At 67.8% G+C, this 18,061-nt stretch carries 14 protein-coding genes; 11 read left to right on the top strand and 3 right to left on the bottom strand.

Features of this window, described 5'->3' with window-relative positions; translation table 11 throughout:
* Window positions 1-92 precede the first annotated feature (92 nt).
* The 4 genes from tsaB to LIN44_RS08635 are packed head-to-tail and all read left to right on the top strand — an operon-like array spanning window position 93 to window position 3,355.
* Window positions 93-848, top strand: a complete 756-nt coding sequence (gene tsaB, locus LIN44_RS08620) for a tRNA (adenosine(37)-N6)-threonylcarbamoyltransferase complex dimerization subunit type 1 TsaB (RefSeq protein WP_227311806.1) — start codon at window positions 93-95, stop codon at window positions 846-848.
* Entirely contained in the window at window positions 845-1,405 is a 561-nt protein-coding gene (rimI, locus tag LIN44_RS08625; protein WP_227311807.1) for a ribosomal protein S18-alanine N-acetyltransferase, read from the top strand. The genes tsaB and rimI overlap by 4 nt, the downstream gene beginning before the upstream one ends.
* Entirely contained in the window at window positions 1,402-2,247 is an 846-nt protein-coding gene (locus tag LIN44_RS08630; protein ID WP_227311808.1) for a uracil-DNA glycosylase family protein, read from the top strand. Before rimI ends, LIN44_RS08630 begins: the two co-directional genes overlap by 4 nt.
* Complete coding sequence (locus tag LIN44_RS08635; RefSeq protein WP_227311809.1) at window positions 2,222-3,355, top strand: DUF1853 family protein; 1,134 nt, start codon at window positions 2,222-2,224, stop codon at window positions 3,353-3,355. The genes LIN44_RS08630 and LIN44_RS08635 overlap by 26 nt, the downstream gene beginning before the upstream one ends.
* Before the next feature lie 45 nt (window positions 3,356-3,400).
* On the opposite strand, the gene lplT is transcribed toward LIN44_RS08635, so the two are convergent.
* Window positions 3,401-4,720, bottom strand: coding sequence for a lysophospholipid transporter LplT (gene lplT / locus LIN44_RS08640; RefSeq protein ID WP_227314365.1), 1,320 nt, complete (start codon window positions 4,718-4,720; stop codon window positions 3,401-3,403).
* Window positions 4,721-5,310: 590 nt separating this feature from the next.
* Between lplT and alr the strand changes: the two genes are divergently transcribed.
* From alr to LIN44_RS08655, 3 genes are all read left to right on the top strand, one after another.
* Window positions 5,311-6,432, top strand: coding sequence for an alanine racemase (alr, locus tag LIN44_RS08645; RefSeq protein ID WP_227311810.1), 1,122 nt, complete (start codon window positions 5,311-5,313; stop codon window positions 6,430-6,432).
* Window positions 6,433-6,592: 160 nt separating this feature from the next.
* Window positions 6,593-7,954 carry a DNA repair protein RadA gene (gene radA / locus LIN44_RS08650; RefSeq protein ID WP_227311811.1) on the top strand — a complete coding sequence of 454 codons (1,362 nt, stop codon included), beginning with the start codon at window positions 6,593-6,595 and terminating at the stop codon, window positions 7,952-7,954.
* A gap of 151 nt (window positions 7,955-8,105) precedes the next feature.
* The gene (locus LIN44_RS08655) at window positions 8,106-8,591 is read left to right on the top strand and encodes a disulfide bond formation protein B (protein ID WP_227314366.1); all 486 of its coding nucleotides are present in this window, start codon (window positions 8,106-8,108) and stop codon (window positions 8,589-8,591) included.
* Window positions 8,592-8,660: 69 nt separating this feature from the next.
* Here LIN44_RS08655 and LIN44_RS08660 read toward each other — a convergent pair.
* Together LIN44_RS08660 and LIN44_RS08665 are read right to left on the bottom strand one after the other, a co-directional pair.
* A protein-coding gene (locus tag LIN44_RS08660; protein WP_227314337.1) for an IS3 family transposase occupies window positions 8,661-10,030 on the bottom strand; the annotation gives its coding sequence in 2 pieces (ribosomal slippage) (window positions 8,661-9,547 and window positions 9,547-10,030; 1,371 coding nt in all).
* 275 nt (window positions 10,031-10,305) lie between these two features.
* Entirely contained in the window at window positions 10,306-12,240 is a 1,935-nt protein-coding gene (locus LIN44_RS08665) for an ATP-binding cassette domain-containing protein (RefSeq protein ID WP_227311812.1), read from the bottom strand.
* Window positions 12,241-12,534: 294 nt separating this feature from the next.
* Here LIN44_RS08665 and LIN44_RS08670 point away from each other — a divergent pair, with 294 nt between their 5' ends.
* Genes LIN44_RS08670 through gsiB form a run of 4 tightly spaced genes read left to right on the top strand, consistent with a single transcriptional unit; the run spans window position 12,535 to window position 18,032 of the window.
* Window positions 12,535-13,497, top strand: coding sequence for a MurR/RpiR family transcriptional regulator (locus tag LIN44_RS08670; RefSeq protein WP_227311813.1), 963 nt, complete (start codon window positions 12,535-12,537; stop codon window positions 13,495-13,497).
* A 16-nt stretch (window positions 13,498-13,513) separates the two neighbouring features.
* Window positions 13,514-14,485, top strand: coding sequence for an isoaspartyl peptidase/L-asparaginase family protein (locus LIN44_RS08675; RefSeq protein ID WP_227311814.1), 972 nt, complete (start codon window positions 13,514-13,516; stop codon window positions 14,483-14,485).
* A 48-nt stretch (window positions 14,486-14,533) separates the two neighbouring features.
* On the top strand, window positions 14,534-16,438 hold the full coding sequence (locus tag LIN44_RS08680) for a dipeptide ABC transporter ATP-binding protein (protein WP_227311815.1): 1,905 nt from the start codon (window positions 14,534-14,536) through the stop codon (window positions 16,436-16,438).
* A 37-nt stretch (window positions 16,439-16,475) separates the two neighbouring features.
* The gene (gene gsiB / locus LIN44_RS08685; RefSeq protein ID WP_227311816.1) at window positions 16,476-18,032 is read left to right on the top strand and encodes a glutathione ABC transporter substrate-binding protein GsiB; all 1,557 of its coding nucleotides are present in this window, start codon (window positions 16,476-16,478) and stop codon (window positions 18,030-18,032) included.
* The last annotated feature ends 29 nt before the right edge of the window (window positions 18,033-18,061 follow it).

Genomic DNA, 18,061 nt, shown 5'->3' on the forward strand with positions numbered 1-18,061 from the left:
TGCAGCCCGATGATAGCCGCCCGGCGCGGCCGCGCCGTCCGTATAAAACCGAAGAAGCCCTCGATTCCGGGCCCAACGGATACAATCGCGCCATGTCCTGGATTCTTGCTGTTGAAACTTCTACGGAGTGGTGCTCGGTCGCGCTCGGACGCGCGGCAGGCGCCGGCCTGGAGTGCCTGGTGCGCCATGAGCACACCGGCGCACGCTCGTCGGCGCGCGTGCTGCCGGCCGCCGGCGAATTGCTGGCCGAAGCCGGCATTGCGCTGGGCGATTGCATGGCCATTGCCTTCGGCGCCGGCCCGGGCTCGTTCACCGGCCTGCGCACCGCCTGCGGCGTGGCGCAGGGGCTGGCGTTCGGCGCCGGCCTGCCGGTGGTGCCGGTCAACACCCTGATGGCATGCGCCGAGCGCGCCCGTGCCGCCGCGCCGGCGCTGCCGGACGGCACCGCGGTGCTGGTGGCGCTGGATGCGCGCATGGACGAGGCCTATGCCGCGGCGTTCGGCTGGAACGCGGTCGCGCAGGAGTGGGCCGAAGTCACGCCGATGCAGGTCGGGGCGCCGGAAACGGTGGCCTTGCCCGCCGGCGAGTTCTGGCTGGCCGGCAATGCGTCCACGGTGTTTGGCGAGCGCCTGGCGGGCCTGGCCCGCGCCGCCCGCGTGCTGCCCGAGGCGATGCCCCATGCGCAGCCGATGGTTGCCATCGCGCTGCGCGCGCTGGCGCGCGGCGAGGCCATCGACGCCGACCAGGCCATGCCGGTCTACCTGCGCGACAAGGTCGCCCAGACCATCGCGGAACGTGAAGCCGCCGCGGCGGCGCGCGCCGCGGCCCGGCCGGGGAGCGCATCGTGAGCGCCGCGTATCCCCTCGCCGACCGCCACGACTGGCCCGCGGTGCCGGCCATGCCGGCGTTGCCGGCGGGCTGGTCGCTGGGGCGCATGAGCGCGCTGGACCTGCAGGCGGTGGCGGGGATCGAGGCGCGCGCCTACAGCCATCCGTGGACGCGCGGCAACTTCGAGAACTCGGTCAAGTCCGGCCATCTCGGCCTGACGCTGCGCGATCCGGCGGGCACGCTGGTGGCCTACGCCGTGCTGATGCCGGTGGTCGATGAAATGCACCTGCTCAACATCACGGTCGAGCCGCAGCGCCAGCGCCAGGGGCTGGGGCGCCTGATGCTCGCGGTGGTGCTGGCGACCTCGCACGCGCACCGCATCCACACCATGCTGCTGGAAGTGCGGCCCTCCAATACCGGGGCGATCGCGCTGTACCAGGCGGCCGGGTTTGCCGAGATCGGCCGCCGCAAGGGCTATTACCCGGCGCCCGGCGGCAAGCGCGAAGACGCGCTGGTGCTGCGCCGCGCCTGGCCGGCGCAGGATGCCGCCAACGCAGGCACGGAGGGGCAGGCATGAGCCGCCGTGCACAGTTCCTCGAGGCGCTGGGCATTGCGACCGAATGGGTGCCGCGCGCGCCCAAGGCCGTGCAAACCGAGGCGCAAACTGAAGTCACGGCGCCGCCCATCGCGATGCCGGTGGCCGAGCCGCCTGCAGCTGCGGTCGCGCATGCCGAGCCAGCGCTGGCCGTACCCGTGGCGCAGCCGGCAGCCCGTGAGCGCATTGCGCCAGCGCCGGTCCCGCTCGGACCTGAAGCCGGCGATGCCCAAGGCGAACGTGAAGCGGCCATCGCCACGATGGACTGGCCGGCGCTGGATGCCGCGGTGGCGGGCTGCACCGCCTGCGGGCTGTGCCAGACCCGCACCCAAACCGTCTTCGGCGTGGGTGACCGCCAGGCGGAATGGATGCTGGTGGGCGAAGCCCCCGGCGAAAACGAAGACCTGCAGGGCGAGCCCTTCGTCGGCCAGGCCGGCAAGCTGCTCGACAACATGCTCGGCGCGCTCGGGCTGGCGCGCGGGCGCAATGTCTTCATCGCCAACGTGCTCAAGTGCCGCCCGCCCGGCAACCGCAACCCGGAACCGGAAGAGGTGGCACAGTGCGAGCCCTTCCTGCGCCGGCAGATCGCGCTGGTCAGGCCCCGCGTGATCGTGGTGCTGGGCCGCTTTGCCGCGCAGTCACTGCTGCGCACCACCACGCCCATCGGCAAGCTGCGCGGAACCGTGCATGCGTATGAAGGCATCCCGGTGGTGGTGACCTACCATCCCGCCTACCTGCTGCGCACGCTGACCGACAAGGCGCGCGCCTGGGAAGACCTGTGCCTGGCCCGGGAGGTCCATGACCGTGCGGGAGCTGGGGCCTGATCTCTCGCTGACCCGCGGCGGCGACGGCCCCGGGCCGTCGGACGCGCCGCTGTGGCGCCGCGCCGCGTCGGCGCGCGCGCGTGACCTGGCCTGGACCACGCTGTCGCCGCCGCTGCTGGACGCCGTGCCTGGCGCCGCGCTGGCGCGCTGGCCGGCCGGCACCCTCGAGGCCTGGCAGCGCTGGCTCGAGGGCGCGGATCCCGCCACGCTTCCCGCCACCATCGACGAACTGGCCGATGGCCACGCCGCGCTCGCCGCCGATGCCGACCACGACCCTGCCAACCGCAGCCTGCGCCTCGGCCGGCATGCGGAGCGGCTGCTGCATTTTGCCTTGCGCCATATGGAAGGGCTGTCGCTGCTGGCCGCCAACGTGCCGGTGCGGCGCGCGGGCCGGCACGGGGTGCGCACGCTGGGCGAGCTGGATTTCGTCTGGCGCGACCTGGGCTCGGGCGCGGTGGTCCACTGGGAAATGGCAGCCAAGTTCTACCTGATGGCGGCAGACGGCCACCAGCCGCCGCGGGCGCAGGATTTTGTCGGCCCGAACCTGGTCGACCGCCTCGGCGACAAGCTCGGCCATATCGTGCACCGCCAGCTGCCGCTGGGGCATACCGCCGAGGCGCAGGCCGCGCTGGGCCATACCGTCGACCGCAGCGAAGTCTACCTGCTGGGCTGGCTGTTCTATCGCGACGGCCAGGTGCCGGCCGGGCTGGAGACGCTGGGCATCGCGCCGGACCACTTGCACGGCTGGTGGTCCACGCTCGACACCTGGGCCGCGCGCGCCGCCGCGCGGCCGGGCCTGCGCTGGTGCCGCCTGCCGCGTACCGGGTGGCTGTCGGGGGCGCTGGTGCCGGAAGCCGGCACGGCGGACGCCGGTGCGCTGCACGCGCTGCTGGCGCAGCGCTTTGCCGATCCGCGCCATGACCACGGCTGGCGCCGCGAGTCGCCGGTGATGCTGTGCGAGCTGGAACCGGCCGGGCCGCAGGCGCCGGGCTGGTGGCGCGAATGCTCGCGCGGGTTCGTGGTGCCGCCGGGGTGGCAGGAGCGGGCGCTGGCGCGCACCGGCGAGCCGCCGCGGGCAGGCCCGCAAGCCGCCCCGGACGACGCCTGATGCGGCCTGGCCGGCCTCTGGCGCGGCCGCGCCGTGATTGGTGTGCTAGTGGTGCTTGTCCTCGCCGATCATCGCCAGCGAGTTGAAGGTGCGTACGTTGTACTTGTGCAGCTTGAGCACCAGCGCCATGGTCACGCAGATAAACAGGCCCAGCGCGATGATGACCACGCCGATCGGCACGTTGAGCTTGATCAGCAGCGCATACAGGCACAGCATCAGCAGCACCGAGACGTTCTCATTGAAGTTCTGCACCGCGATCGAGTGCCCGGCCGACAGCAGCACATGGCCGCGGTGCTGCAGCAGCGCATTCATCGGCACCACGAAATAGCCCGACATCGCGCCCACCAGCATCAGGAACACATAGGCGATGGCCATGTACAGCGGCATGTGCAGGCCCAGCACGTCGAGCGTGACCTGCGGCATTGCGTCCTTGGTGTAGAACGCCATCAGCATCACGGTGGCGCCCATCGCCACGCCGAACGGCAGCACCGACAGCGATTTGCGCAGCGGAATGCGCGCCGCCGCCAGGATCGCGCCGACGGCCACGCCCACCGCCACCACGGCCTGCAGCAACGCGCCCTGCGACAGGTTCAGCCCCAGCGATTTCTCGGCCCACTTCAGCACGATGAACTGCAGCGTCGCCCCCACGCCCCAGAACAGCGTGGTCACCGCCAGCGAGATCTGGCCCAGCTTGTCGCGCCACAGCGCCAGGAAGCAGTCGCCGAACTCGGCGATCAGCTTGATCGGGTTCTTTTCCTGCGCCGGATAGCGGGCGCCGGTGTCGGGGATGAACAGGTTGAAGACCGAAGCGATCACGTAGAACAGCATGATCACGACCATCGCGGCCTCGGCCGGGGTGTCGATGCCGGTATTGATCCAGGGCACGTCGAGGCGCAGCAGCAGCCCGGAGACATGCACGGAAATCAGCGCACCGCCCACCACCGTGCCGAGGATGATAGAACCCACCGTCAGGCCCTCGATCCAGCCGTTGGCCAGCACCAGTTTTTCGGGGGGCAGCAGCTCGGTCAGGATGCCGTACTTGGCCGGCGAATACGCCGCCGCGCCGAAGCCGACCACGCCGTAGGCCAGCAGCGGATGCAGCCCGAACATCATGATGGCGCACCCGACCACCTTGATCGCGTTGGTGATGAGCATCACCCGCCCCTTGGGCATCGAGTCGGCGAAGGCGCCGACGAAGGCGGCAAGAATGACGTAGGAGAGAACGAAGAACAGCTTGAGCAGCGGGGTCATCCACTGCGGGGAATGCAATTCGGTGAGAAGGGCGATGGCGGCGATCAGTAAGGCATTGTCGGCCAGCGAGGAAAAAAACTGCGCGGCCATGATGGTGTAAAAACCCTTCTTCATGCTGTCGACTTTCTCTCCATCGCGCGCTCCATTCAGGTTGGCCAGGCCGGTGCCGGCCGCAGAGGCCATGGTTTGCAGGGAACCTTGTGCCGCGGCCGTGTCGAATTGTGTCGTAGGTGCTGCGCTGCGGCGCCGTGAGGCTTGCCTGACAGTCATTGACATAATGCTTCGCTTTTAGAACATGGCCGGAGCGTCCGGCTTTATATCACGAAAACATGACATTCCCGAACCCCGGCAACGGCTCTTTTTGACAGCAAATTGCCTTGCCGATTCCCCGATGACCCCCGGCAACAGCATCCGAATGTGTTCAAATAACGGCTGCCACCGCGGCCCGCCGGACCGGACTTTCCTTGATCTGGTGTGCGCCCGGCGGGATATGGTGACTGGGATACCTGGGCGTGCCAATTGCGGGCATCCCGCATATCGGCCGCCACAACCGTCGCCACAGCCCTTGCCGGTAGGTGCTGCGGCACACCGACAGGTGACGTTTGCGCCATCGATACTGAGACAGAGCCGTCCCTCCAGCCTGCGTCGTGCGTACCTGCCGCCCGCGCCGCTGCCGGCCCGTCCGCTACCCTGATGTGACTTCCATGCCAAGACCGATCCAAGCCGTCATCCACCAACCCGCCCTGGCCAACAATCTCGACGTGATCCGCCGCAAGGCGCCCGATTCGCGCGTCTGGGCGGTCGTCAAGGCCAACGCCTACGGCCATGGCATCCGCCGCGTGTTTGCTGCGCTGCGCGGTGCCGACGGCTTCGGCCTGCTCGACCTGAATGAGGCCGTGCTGCTGCGCGAGCTCGGCTGGCAGGGGCCGATCCTGCTGCTGGAGGGTTTCTTCCAGCCGCAGGACATTGCCTTGATCGAGCAATACCGGCTGACCACCGCGATCCACTGCGACGAGCAGCTGCGCATGCTGGAAAGCGCGCGCCCGAAGGGCCCGCTGGCGATCCAGCTCAAGCTCAACACCGGCATGAACCGGCTCGGCTTCCATCCGGCGGCATACCGCGCCGCCTGGGAGCGCGCGCGCGCCATGCCGTGCGTGGGCAGCATCGTCCATATGACGCATTTTTCCGATGCCGATGGCCCGCGCGGCATCGCCCACCAGGTCGAGGCCTTCGACGCCGCCACCGCCAACCTGCCGGGCGAGGCCAGCCTGTCGAATTCCGCCGCGGTGCTGTGGCACCCGCAGGCGCACCGCGCCTGGGTGCGCCCCGGCATCATCGTGTACGGCGCCTCGCCCACCGGCCGCGATGCCGATATCGCCGGCACCGGGCTGCAGCCGGCGATGTCGCTGCACAGCGAACTGATCTCGGTGCAGGACCTGCAGCCGGGCGATACCGTCGGCTACGGCTCGCTGTTCACCGCGGAGCGGCCGATGCGCATCGGCGTGGTTGCCTGCGGCTATGCCGACGGCTACCCGCGCCATGCCTCGGGCTGGGGCGAGCAGCGCGCGCCGGTGCTGGTCGACGGCGTGCGCACCGAACTGGTCGGGCGCGTGTCGATGGACATGCTGTGCGTCGACCTGACGCCGTGTCCCAGGGCCCGCGTCGGCAGCCCGGTCACGCTGTGGGGTCAGGGCCTGCCGATCGACGAAGTGGCGCAGGCCAGCGGCACGGTCGGCTACGAGCTGATGTGCGCGCTGGCGCCGCGGGTGCCGACCACGGTGGCGACCATCACGGCATCGGACAGCGCCGCGCCCGCGGTCGCCTGACCTGGCCTGATTTGCCCTGATCAGCGGGGCGGATGCGGGCGCAGCGCCGCCCGGTTACGCTCTGCGCGCGTGCGCTGCCCCAGGCCGCTTCGCCCACTACGCTACCTCCGCGGGCCGGGCCGCTTCACGCCCGGCCCGATTCTTTCTGCAAGGACCTCCGTTGGCCAAGAGCAAGACTGTCTATACCTGTACCGAATGCGGCGGCACCACGCCGCGCTGGGCCGGCCAGTGCCCGCATTGCCAGCAGTGGAACACGCTGGTGGAAACGGTGGCGGAATCCGCCGCCAACAAGCGCTTCCAGCCGCTGGCGGCATCGGCCACGGTGCGCAGGCTGGCGGAGATCGAGGCGGCCGACGTGCCGCGCTTTTCCAGCGGCATCGATGAGTTCGACCGGGTCCTGGGCGGCGGGCTGGTGTCGGGCGGCGTGGTGCTGATCGGCGGCGATCCCGGTATCGGCAAGTCCACGCTGTTGCTGCAGGCGCTGGCCAACCTGGCCGGACAGCGCCGCGTGCTCTATGTCAGCGGCGAGGAATCCGGCGCACAGATCGCGTTGCGCGCGCAGCGCCTGGGCGTGGAAAGTCCGTCGCTGGGGCTGCTGGCCGAAATCCAGCTGGAGAAGATTCAGGCCACACTGGAAGCGGAAAAGCCCGAGGTCGCGGTAATCGATTCGATCCAGACGCTGTATTCCGAGGCGCTGACCTCGGCGCCGGGGTCGGTGGCGCAGGTGCGCGAATGCGCGGCGCAGCTTACGCGCATTGCCAAGAGCAGCGGCACCACCATCATCCTGGTCGGCCACGTGACCAAGGAGGGCAGCCTGGCAGGGCCGCGCGTGCTGGAGCATATCGTCGACACGGTGCTGTACTTCGAAGGCGATACCCATTCGTCGCACCGGCTGATCCGCGCCTTCAAGAACCGTTTCGGCGCGGTCAATGAACTGGGCGTGTTCGCGATGACCGAGCGCGGCCTGCGCGGCATCAGCAATCCGTCGGCGCTGTTCCTGTCGCAGCATGAAGAGACCGTGCCGGGCTCGTGCGTGCTGGTGACGCAGGAGGGCACGCGGCCGCTGCTGGTCGAAATCCAGGCGCTGGTCGATACCGCGCATGTGCCCAACCCGCGCCGGCTGGCGGTGGGGCTGGAGCAGAACCGGCTGGCCTTGCTGCTGGCAGTGCTGCACCGGCACGCCGGCATCGCCTGCTTTGACCAGGACGTGTTCCTGAACGCGGTGGGCGGGGTCAAGATCACCGAGCCCGCCGCCGACCTGGCGGTGCTGCTGTCGATCCACTCGTCGATGCGCAACAAGCCGCTGCCGCGCGGCCTGGTGGTGTTCGGCGAAGTCGGCCTGGCCGGCGAAATCCGCCCCAGCCCGCGCGGGCAGGAGCGCCTGAAGGAAGCAGCCAAGCTGGGCTTCACGCTGGCCGTGATCCCGAAGGCCAACGCGCCCAAGCAGAAGATCGACGGGCTCGAAGTGATCGCGGTGGAGCGCATCGAGCAGGCCATCGACCGCGTGCGGCATCTGGATTGAAGCAGCGAGGCCCCGCGTCGATGCGCCACAGCGCAGGGCCCTGCGCCGCATGTGGCGCCAACGGCAGGCGCGGCAAAATCGGTAATAATGCGCAGCACAGCCGCGCCCTCGCACCGACGGCAACGATTACCGGATCACCTGAGTTCCAATGATGCAAGCCAATTCCCGCGCCTATTTCCTGCTGATTGCCATCGTCTCCTTCGCCCTGGTCGGCGTCGCGCTCTACCTGCAGTTTGAAAAGGGCTACCAGCCTTGTCCGCTTTGCGTGATGCAGCGCTTCGCTTTTGTCGGCATCGGCGTTTTCTCGCTGCTGGCCGCGGTGGCGCAGAACACGCGCTCGCTGTGGCAGGGCCTGGGCATGCTGTCCGGCATCGCCGGCATCGCGGTGGCGGTCTACCATGTGTCGCTGCTGCTCAATCCCAAGGCGTCGTGCGGCATCGATCCGCTCGAGAACTGGGTCAACGCGCTGCCCACCGCCAAGGTGCTGCCGCAGCTGTTCTACTCCGACGGCCTGTGCACCGCGCCGCTGCCGCCGGTGCTGGGGCTGTCGGTGCCGGCGTGGTCGCTGATCTGGCTGTTTATCCTGACGCTGACGCTGGCGGTGGGGCTGATCCGCAGGGAGAAGAATTTCCGCTGAGGGATGGCGGTGTTCGAAGGAAAAACCGGCGCTGTGTGAACTGACCCCAAAAAGTTGGACAGTGATTGGCTAGGCTTGAGAGGGCTGAGTCCTGTACTTCACGGGACTCAGCCCTTTTAGTTTGAGTTTGATGCGGTCGTGATTGTAGTAGTGAATGTATTGGGCCAGGCCTTGCTGTAGTTTCTCGACGCTGGCGAATTTGTTCAGGTAGAAGAATTCGGACTTCAGGGTGCCGAAGAAGCTTTCCATGGCGGCGTTGTCCAGACAATTGCCCTTGCGCGACATGCTGGGACGGACGCTGCGCTTTTTGAGCATTCGCTGATAGGCCGGCATCTGATACTGCCAGCCCTGATCGGAATGCAGTACGGGTCGATCCTTCGGGCCGAGGCGGCGGAACGCCTTCTTCAGCATATTCCTCACCATCTCAAAGGCGGGCCTGCGGGCAGTCTCGTAGGCGATGATCTCGCCGTTGTACAGGTCCAGCACCGGGGAAAGGTAGAGCTTCTCGCCGGCCACGTTGAACTCGGTCACGTCGGTTACCCACTTCCGATTCGCGCGTTTGGCGTGGAATCGCCGTTGCAGAACGTTGGGCGCGACACGACCCACCATGCCCTTGTAGGATCGGTATTTCTTCGGCCGGACCAACGACTTCAATCCCATCTCGTGCATGAGCCGCTGAACCGTCTTGTGGTTGACGACCGTACCGGTTTGCCGGATCGCCGCTGTGATGCGGCGGTAGCCATAACGACCCATGTGTCGGGCGAAGAGTTCGCGAATGCGCGTTTTCAGCTCCGCATACTTGTCCTGCGCCTGGAGCACTGCCTGCTGGTAGTAGAAGGTGCTGCGCGCCAGCCCCGCCACCCTCAGCAAACCGGACAATGGGTACTGCTGCCTCAGCTCAAGCACTATTTGCGCCTTTTGGGTTGCGCAGATGTCTTGCTCGCTTGAACCAAGGCTTCGAGCTTTTTTAGGTACGCGTTCTCCATGCGCAGGTAGTTCAACTCTTCAAGGAGTTCCTCGCGTGTGCGCGTACGGTCGTCTGAAGACCGCGATGGCTTTGTCTTGGGAGTCCGTTGTGGCATCTTGCTGGGCCGCCGCCCCTTAGGCCGAGGCGTCAGAGCTTCTAAACCCCCAGCATCATACTGGCGTTCCCACACACCAATGGCGCCGATATTGCGAATGTCGTACAGTGCCGCCACTTCCCGATGCGACAAGCCTTGGCGGCGCATCCGCTCAAGCACCGAGAGCTTGAACTCGGCGCTGTAGGTCTTGTACCTGCGCCTCAGGCTGGCTTCACCGTGCAGCCGATAGGCTGCCACCCAGCGTCGCACCGTCCCGTCGTCTATTCCATGGCGCTTGGCAAGCGCACCAGCTCCTACCTGCCCGCGCAGATATTCCTTGATGACCGACAGTCTGAACTGCTCGGTGTACCTATACATGAAAACACCCCAAAAGTTGGTGTCCAACTTTTGGGGTGCAGTTCAGTGTGCGCCGGTTTTTTGTTGAATGGGAACTTCAAATTCCAGCGGGTTTGCTCCCCTCTCCCGCATGCGGGAGAGGGGCAGGGGGTGAGGGCAGGCGCTGGCATACCGACGCACTGTACTGCGTGGATGCTCCGGCCCTCACCCCCACCCCTCTCCCACTTCGCGGGAGAGGGGAGCGTCCGCGAAGGGTGTCGGGGTTTGCCGAAGCTGTCGGTGTTGAATCCGAACGATCAAGCAATCTGCTCGATCTGCTCCTGCAGCTCCAGCCACTTCTCTTCCAGCGTCTCCAGCTCGCCGTTGACCTCGCCCTGGCGTTTCAGCATCTCCATCAGCTTGGTCTTGTTGGCCTCGGCATAGCTGCCTTCGTCGGCCATGAACCGGTCGATCTCCGCTTTGGCGGCTTGCAGCACCGCCATGCGCTTTTCGACCTTTTCCAGTTCCCTGGTCAGCGGCTTGCGCAGCGCCGACAGCCGCTGGCGCTCGTCGGCCTCGGCGCGGCGCTGGTCCTTGCGGTTGACCGTTGCCGCGGCATCTCCGGCGGTTTCGGACTGATGCGCCGCGGCCGCGGCGTTGCGCTTGGCCGCGGCCTGCTGCAGCAGCCAGTCGCGGTAGTCGTCGAGGTCGCCGTCGAACGGACGGATGGTGCCGTCGGCCACCAGCATGAACTGGTCGGCGGTGGCGCGCAGCAGGTGCCGGTCGTGCGAGACCAGGATCAGCGTACCTTCGAACTGCGCCAGCGCCATCGTCAGCGCCTCGCGCGTATCGAGGTCGAGGTGGTTGGTCGGCTCGTCGAGCAGCAGCAGGTTGGGTTTTTGCCACACGATCAGCGCCAGCGCCAGCCGCGCTTTCTCGCCGCCGGAGAAGGGCTCGATCGGCGTGGTGGCCATGTCGCCGCGGAAGTTGAAGCTGCCGAGGAAGTCGCGCAGTTCCTGCTCGCGCACGTCGGGCGCCAGGCGCGCGAGGTGCTGCAGCGCGGAGTCATGATCGCGCAGCGTTTCCAGCTGGTGCTGGGCGAAGTAGCCGATCTGCAGCCCCTTGCCCAGGCGCAGGTTGCCCTTGAGCGGGTCCTGCGTGCCGGCCAAAGTCTTGACCAGCGTCGACTTGCCCTGGCCGTTCGCGCCCAGCAGGCCGATGCGCTGGCCGTTCTGGATCGACAGCGCCAGGTTGTGCAGGATGGTGACGGGCGGATCGGCTTCGGCGTAGCCACAATCGACGCCGTCGAGCACCATCATCGGGTTGGGCGCCGCATCCGGCTCGCGGAACTCGAAGGCAAAGCCGGCGGCGACGTGCACCGGCGCCAGCCGCTCCATCTTTTCCAGCGCCTTGACCCGGCTCTGCGCCTGGCGCGCCTTGGTCGCCTTGGCCTTGAAGCGGGTGATGAACGATTCCAGGTGCGCGATTTCCTTCTGCTGGCGCACGTAGGCCGCCTGCTGCTGCGCCATCTGCTGCAGCCGCAGGGTTTCGAACAGCGTGTAGTTCCCGCCGTAGCGGCGCAGCTGCTGGTTCTCGATATGCACCGTGACATTGCAGATCGCGTCGAGGAATTCGCGGTCGTGCGAAATCATCACCAGCGTGCCGGGATAGCGCGCCAGCCAGTCTTCCAGCCAGACGATGGCGTCGAGGTCCAGGTGGTTGGTCGGTTCGTCGAGCAGCAGCAGGTCGGACGGGCACATCAGCGCCTGCGCCAGGTTCAGGCGCATGCGCCAGCCGCCCGAGAACGACGCCACCGGCTGCGACACCTGCGCCAGCGTGAAGCCCAGCCCCAGCAGCAGCGCCTCGGCGCGCGCCGGGGCGGTGTAGCCGTCGGCGTCGGCATAGGCGGCATGGGCTTCGCCTTCGGCGCTGCCGTCGCCGCTGGCCTGGGCCGCGGCAATCGCGGCCTCGATCTCGCGCAGGCGGGTGTCGCCGTCGATCACGTAGTCAACCGCGGTGCGGCTCACCGCCGGCGTTTCCTGCGCCACGTGGGCGACCCGCCACTGCGCCGGCACGCTGACATCGCCTCCGTCCGGATGCAGTTCGCCGCGCAGCAGCGCAAACAGCGTCGACTTGCCGCTGCCATTGGCGCCGACAAGGCCCACGCGCTCGCCCGGATTGAGCGTCACGCTGGTGTGGTCGAACAGCACCTTGGTGCCGCGCTGAAGGACGAGCTGGTCGATTCGGATCACGAGAGGGGAAATGCCTGAGTGAAAAACAGAAAAAGCGCCGTGAGCGCGGGCCGCGGCCGGCGCTGTGGCGCTGGCCCGCATTGTAGCGTTTCCGGTGCGCCGCACGCCGTGCCGGTGCACGGGCCGCGCCAAAGCGGGTCGGTGCTTGCACCGCGAAAGTGCCGGTAATGCCGGCAAAACTAGGGATTACCCTCGGTCTGGAAAAACTCTATTTTCTTGAAAGTCGGTTGCGTGTAAATTCATTTTCACAACGAAGCGCACCATGACGCGCCGCCCACACCAGCCGCTTTCACCATGCCCATTGGCCATTCGATCTCGGACCGCATTGCACGCAGCCTGCCGGCGCTGACGCCGGCGCATCGCCGCATGGCGGAATACGTACTGGCCAACCTGTTTCGCGCGGCGACCATGCGCATCGATGAGTTCGCCGCGGCGGTGGAGGTGTCGGTGGCGACGGCCAACCGCTTTGCGCGGGCGCTGGGATTCGATGGCTATCCGCAGTTCCGGGCCGAGCTGGTGCGCGGTTTCGAGGCCACGCTGGCGCCGGTGGAGCGGCTGCGCAGCGAGCTCGAGCGGCCCGCCACGGCCGCCGAAGTCTTCGCGGCCTCGCTGGAAGACGCCGCGGCCAATGCGGAAGCCACCCGGCGCAATCTCGATCCGGCCGCGTGCGAGCGCGCGGTGGCGGCGATCCTCGCCGCGCAGCGCGTCTACGTGGCCGGCTTCGGCGCCAGCGGCTTCCTCGCAGGCCTGCTGCAGCACGGGCTGGAAATGCACTGCCGCATGGTGACCTCGGTGGCGGGCGCGGGCGGCGCCTCGCATGCGGCGCGGCAGCTGTTCAAGCTGCAGCCGAGCGACCTGCTGATCGTGATCGCCTTTCCGCGCTACGTCACCGACACCATCGAGCTGGCCCAGCGCGCCAAGCAGCGTGGCGGCCAGGTGCTGGCGCTGACCGATGGCCCGACCTCGCCGCTGGCGCCGCTGGCCGATATCGCGCTGTATGCGCAGGCCGGCAACCGCCTCTCGGCCAATTCCGATGCCACCGTGCTGGCGCTGATCGAGGCGCTGTGCGGCGCGGTGGCGCATCGGGCCGAACGGCCGGTCAAGGCCGCCGCCGAAATGACCGAATTCCTGCTGCCGTGGCTGTATGGCACGCCCGAAGCCGAGCCCGCGCGCCGCTCCGCTCCGATGCCAGTGCAACCCACCGAAGCCAAGACCGGCGCGCGCCGCGCGCGGTCGTCCAACACCCGCAAGTCCTGAATCCCTGAGTCTCCTTATGCAAGCAGCTGTCATTGCCATCCACGGCGGCGCCGGCACCATCACCCGCGCGGCGATGGATGCGGCCCGCGAACGCGAATACATCGAAGCGCTGCAACAGGTGCTGCAAGCCGGCCAGCGCATCCTGGCCGATGGCGGCAGCGCGCTCGATGCCGTCACCGAGGCGGTGCGCCTGCTCGAAGAATGCCCGCTGTTCAACGCCGGCAAGGGCGCGGTGCTGACTCATGCCGGCACCTATGAACTGGATGCCGCGGTGATGGATGGCGCCACCCTCGATGCCGGCGCGGTGGCGTGCGTCACGCGCCTGCGCAACCCGGTGCTGGCCGCGCGCGCGGTGCTGGACCACAGCGAGCATGTGCTGTTTGCCGGCGCCGGCGCCGAGGCCTTCGCGCAGGCGCAGGGGCTGGAACTGGTGGCGCCCGACTACTACTTCACCCAGGCGCGCCACGACCAATGGCAGCGTGCGCGCGGCAACGCCGGCATGGCCTTGCTCGACCACGACGCTGCCACGCTGGCCGCGCAGCAGGCACAGGGCACGGATCCGATCGATCCCGACAGCAAATTCGGCACCGTGGGTGCGGTCGCCTGCGACAGCCGCGGCAATCTCGCGGCGGCCACGTCCACCGGCGGCGTCACCAACAAGCAGGCGGGCCGTGTCGGTGATACCCCGCTGATCGGCGCGGGCTGCTATGCCGACGACGTCGCGGCGGTGTCCGCCACCGGCACCGGCGAAATGTTTATCCGCATCGTGGCCGCGCACGATGTCGCGGCGCAGATGCGCTATGCCGGCGTGTCGCTCGAAGAGGCGGCGCGGCGCGTGGTGATGGAGAAGCTGCCCGCGATCCAGGGCCGCGGCGGCCTGATCGCGGTCGACCGCGCCGGCAACGTGGCGCTGCCGTTCAACACCGAAGGCATGTATCGCGGAGTCGCCCGGGTGGGCTGGGCCGTCGACGTGTCGATCTACGGCTGAAGCGCCGCGCACCAGCCTGTCCCGCATCCCGCCATACAAGGAGTCCCCGTGGTCACTACCCCAGCGCCAGCGCGCGTTTCCGCATCCGGCCTGGTCCTGCCGCCCGAGCGCGTGGTCCAGGTCGACGGGCTTACCGTGCGCTTCGCCACCTCCGAGCGCACCGTCGAGGCCGTGCGTAACCTGTCCTTCCATGTCGACCGCGGCGAGACGCTCGCGGTGGTGGGCGAATCGGGCTCGGGCAAGTCGGTGACCTCGCTGGCGCTGATGCGGCTGGTCGAGCATGGCGGCGGCAGGATCGCAAGCGGCAGCATGCTGCTGCGCCGGCGCGGCGGCGAGGTGATTGACCTCGCGCGTACCGATAACGCCACGCTGCGCAGCGTGCGCGGCGCCGATGTGGCGATGATCTTCCAGGAGCCGATGACCTCGCTCAACCCGGTGTTCCCGGTGGGCGAGCAGATCGCCGAATCGATCCGCCTGCACCAGGGCAAGAGCCGCACGGCGGCGCGCGCCGAGGCGCTGCGCATGCTGGAGCTGGTGCGCATCCCCGAAGCGCGCCGCGTGCTCGAGCGCTATCCGCACCAGCTTTCCGGCGGCATGCGCCAGCGCGTGATGATCGCCATGGCGCTGTCGTGCAAGCCGGCGCTGCTGATAGCCGACGAGCCCACCACGGCGCTCGACGTGACCATCCAGGCCGAGATCCTGCAGCTGATCCGCGGCCTGCAGGCCGAGATGCAGATGGGCGTGGTCTTCATCACCCATGACATGGGCGTGGTCGCCGAAGTGGCCGACCGCGTGCTGGTGATGTACCGCGGCGAGAAGGTGGAAGAGGGCACGTCCGACGACGTGTTCCGCGCCCCGGCGCATCCGTACACGCGCGCGCTGCTGTCGGCGGTGCCGCGCCTGGGCGCCATGCGCGGCACCGACCTGCCGGCCAAGTTCCCGCTGCTGCGGCTGGACAGCGCCAGCCCCGAGGCTGCCGCGCCGCAGGATACGGTGGCGCCCGGCGTGGCGCCGATCCTGCGGGTGCAGGACCTGGTCACGCGCTTCGACGTCCCCGGTGGCCTGTTCGGCCGCGTGACGCGGCGCGTGCATGCGGTCGAGCAGGTCAGCTTCGACCTCTATCCCGGCGAAACGCTGGCGCTGGTGGGGGAATCCGGCTGCGGCAAGTCCACTACCGGCCGTTCGCTGCTGCGACTGGTGGAAAGCCAGAGCGGCACCATCGAATTCAACGGGCAGAACATCAGCAAGATGGAAGGACCGGCGCTGCAGACCCTGCGCCGCAATATCCAGTTCATCTTCCAGGACCCGTTCGCGTCGCTCGATCCGCGCGTGTCGGTCGGCTATTCGATCATGGAGCCGCTGCTGGTGCATAACGTTGCCCGCGGCAAGGACGCCGAGCAGCGCGTGGCCTGGCTGCTCGACAAGGTGGGGCTGGACCCGTCGCACGCGGCGCGTTATCCGCACGAGTTTTCCGGCGGCCAGCGCCAGCGCATCTGCATTGCGCGCGCGCTGGCGCTGAACCCCAAGGTGGTGGTGGCGGATGAATCGGTATCGGCGCTGGACGTGTCGATCCAGGCGCAGATCGTCAACCTGATGCTGGACCTGCAGCGCGAGCTGGGCATCGCCTTCCTGTTTATCTCGCACGACATGGCGGTGGTCGAGCGCGTCAGCCATCGCGTGGCGGTGATGTACCTGGGCCAGATCGTCGAGATCGGCCCGCGCCGGGCGATCTTCGAGAACCCGCAGCACCCGTACACGAAAAAGCTGATGGCGGCGGTGCCAATCGCTGCCCCGGCGCGGCGCCACCTGCGGCGCGAGCCGCTGAACGACGAGATCCCTAGCCCGATCCGCGCGGTCGGCGACGAGCCGGTGGTGCAGCCGCTGGTGCCGGTCGCGGGCAGCGGGGCGCTCGGCCACTATGTCGCGCGGCATGCCGTCGGCGGCGCTTATTGAAGTTCTGGAAGTACCAAATCACCAAGGAGAATCGACGATGTCTGCACGTATGGTTTCGCCCCGATGGATGGCCGGCGCCTTTGCCGCCGGCGCCCTGGGCCTGCTGGCTTCGGCCCCCGTCTTTGCGGCGAAGGATGCCGTGATGGCGGTGTATTCGACCTTCACCTCGCTCGATCCGTACGACTCGAACGACACGCTGTCGCAGGCCGTCGGCAAGACCTTCTACCAGGGCCTGTTCGGGCTGGACAAGGACATGAAGCTGGTCAACGTGCTGGCCGACAGCTACGAGGCCAGCAAGGACGGCCTGACCTACACCATCAAGCTGAAGAAGGGCATCAAGTTCCATGACGGCACCAGCTTCGATGCGGCCGCCGTCAAGGCCAACCTGGATCGCGTCACCAACCCGGCCAACAAGCTCAAGCGCTACACGCTGTTCAACCGCGTGGCGAAGACCGACGTGGTCGACGCCAACACCGTCAAGGTCACGCTGAAGGAGCCGTTCTCGCCGTTCATCAACGTGCTGGCGCACCCGTCGGCGGTGATGATCTCGCCGGCGGCGCTGCAGAAGTACGGCAAGGACATTGCCTTCCATCCGGTCGGCACCGGCCCGTTCGAGTTCGTCGAGTGGAAGCAGCCCGACCACCTCAAGGGCAAGAAGTTTGCCGGCTACTGGAAGACCGGCTACCCGAAGATCGACACCATCACCTGGAAACCGGTGGTCGACAACAACACCCGCGCCGCCATCATGCAGACCGGCGAGGCGGACTTTGCCTTCAGCATTCCGTTCGAGCAGGCAGCGGTGCTGAAGAACAGCCCCAAGGTGGACCTGATCGCCGCGCCGTCGATCATCCAGCGCTACCTGACCATGAACACCATGGTCAAGCCGTTCAACGACCCCAAGGTGCGCCAGGCCATCAACTACGCCATCAACAAGGAAGCCTTGGCCAAGGTGGCCTTTGCCGGCTACGCGGTGCCGGCCGAGGGCGTGGTGCCGCACGGTGTGGACTATGCCGAGAAGCTGGGCCCGTGGCCGTATGACCCGGCCAAGGCGCGCGCGCTGCTGAAGGAAGCCGGCTACCCGAACGGCTTCGAAACCACGCTGTGGTCGGCGTACAACCACACCACCGCGCAGAAGGTGATCCAGTTCGTGCAGCAGCAGCTGCAGCAGGTCGGCATCAAGGCGCAGGTGCAGGCGCTGGAAGCCGGCCAGCGCGTGGAGAAGGTCGAGAGCGTGCCTAGGCCCGAGGACGCCGGCGTGCGCATCTACTACGTGGGCTGGTCGTCGTCGACCGGTGAATCCGACTGGGCCCTGCGTCCGCTGCTGGCCTCGGAGTCGATGCCGCCCAAGCTGCTGAACACCGCCTACTACAAGAACGAGCAGGTCGATGCGGACATCGCCGGCGCGCTGCGCACCACCGACCGCGGCGAGAAGGCGCGCTTGTACAAGGACGCGCAGGAACGCATCTGGAAGGACGCGCCGTGGGCCTTCCTGGTGACGGAGAAGGTGCTGTTCGCGCGCAGCAAGCGCATGAGCGGCGCGTATGTGATGCCGGACGGGTCGTTCAATTTTGACGAGATCGATGTCAAGCAGTGACGGGTGAGACGAGCGGCGGCACTTCGTTG

The sequence above is a fragment of the Cupriavidus sp. MP-37 genome, assembly GCF_020618415.1.
Taxonomy (GTDB): Bacteria; Pseudomonadota; Gammaproteobacteria; order Burkholderiales; family Burkholderiaceae; genus Cupriavidus.

Coding starts and splice junctions, on each gene's coding strand:
- LIN44_RS08675 (WP_227311814.1), top strand. CDS start 13,514: ATGCAAGCAGCTGTCATTGCCATCCACGGCGGCGCCGGCACCATCACC.
- alr (WP_227311810.1), top strand. CDS start 5,311: ATGCCAAGACCGATCCAAGCCGTCATCCACCAACCCGCCCTGGCCAAC.
- LIN44_RS08655 (WP_227314366.1), top strand. CDS start 8,106: ATGCAAGCCAATTCCCGCGCCTATTTCCTGCTGATTGCCATCGTCTCC.
- LIN44_RS08630 (WP_227311808.1), top strand. CDS start 1,402: ATGAGCCGCCGTGCACAGTTCCTCGAGGCGCTGGGCATTGCGACCGAA.
- LIN44_RS08670 (WP_227311813.1), top strand. CDS start 12,535: ATGCCCATTGGCCATTCGATCTCGGACCGCATTGCACGCAGCCTGCCG.
- LIN44_RS08635 (WP_227311809.1), top strand. CDS start 2,222: ATGACCGTGCGGGAGCTGGGGCCTGATCTCTCGCTGACCCGCGGCGGC.
- gsiB (WP_227311816.1), top strand. CDS start 16,476: ATGTCTGCACGTATGGTTTCGCCCCGATGGATGGCCGGCGCCTTTGCC.
- lplT (WP_227314365.1), bottom strand. CDS start 4,720: ATGAAGAAGGGTTTTTACACCATCATGGCCGCGCAGTTTTTTTCCTCG.
- tsaB (WP_227311806.1), top strand. CDS start 93: ATGTCCTGGATTCTTGCTGTTGAAACTTCTACGGAGTGGTGCTCGGTC.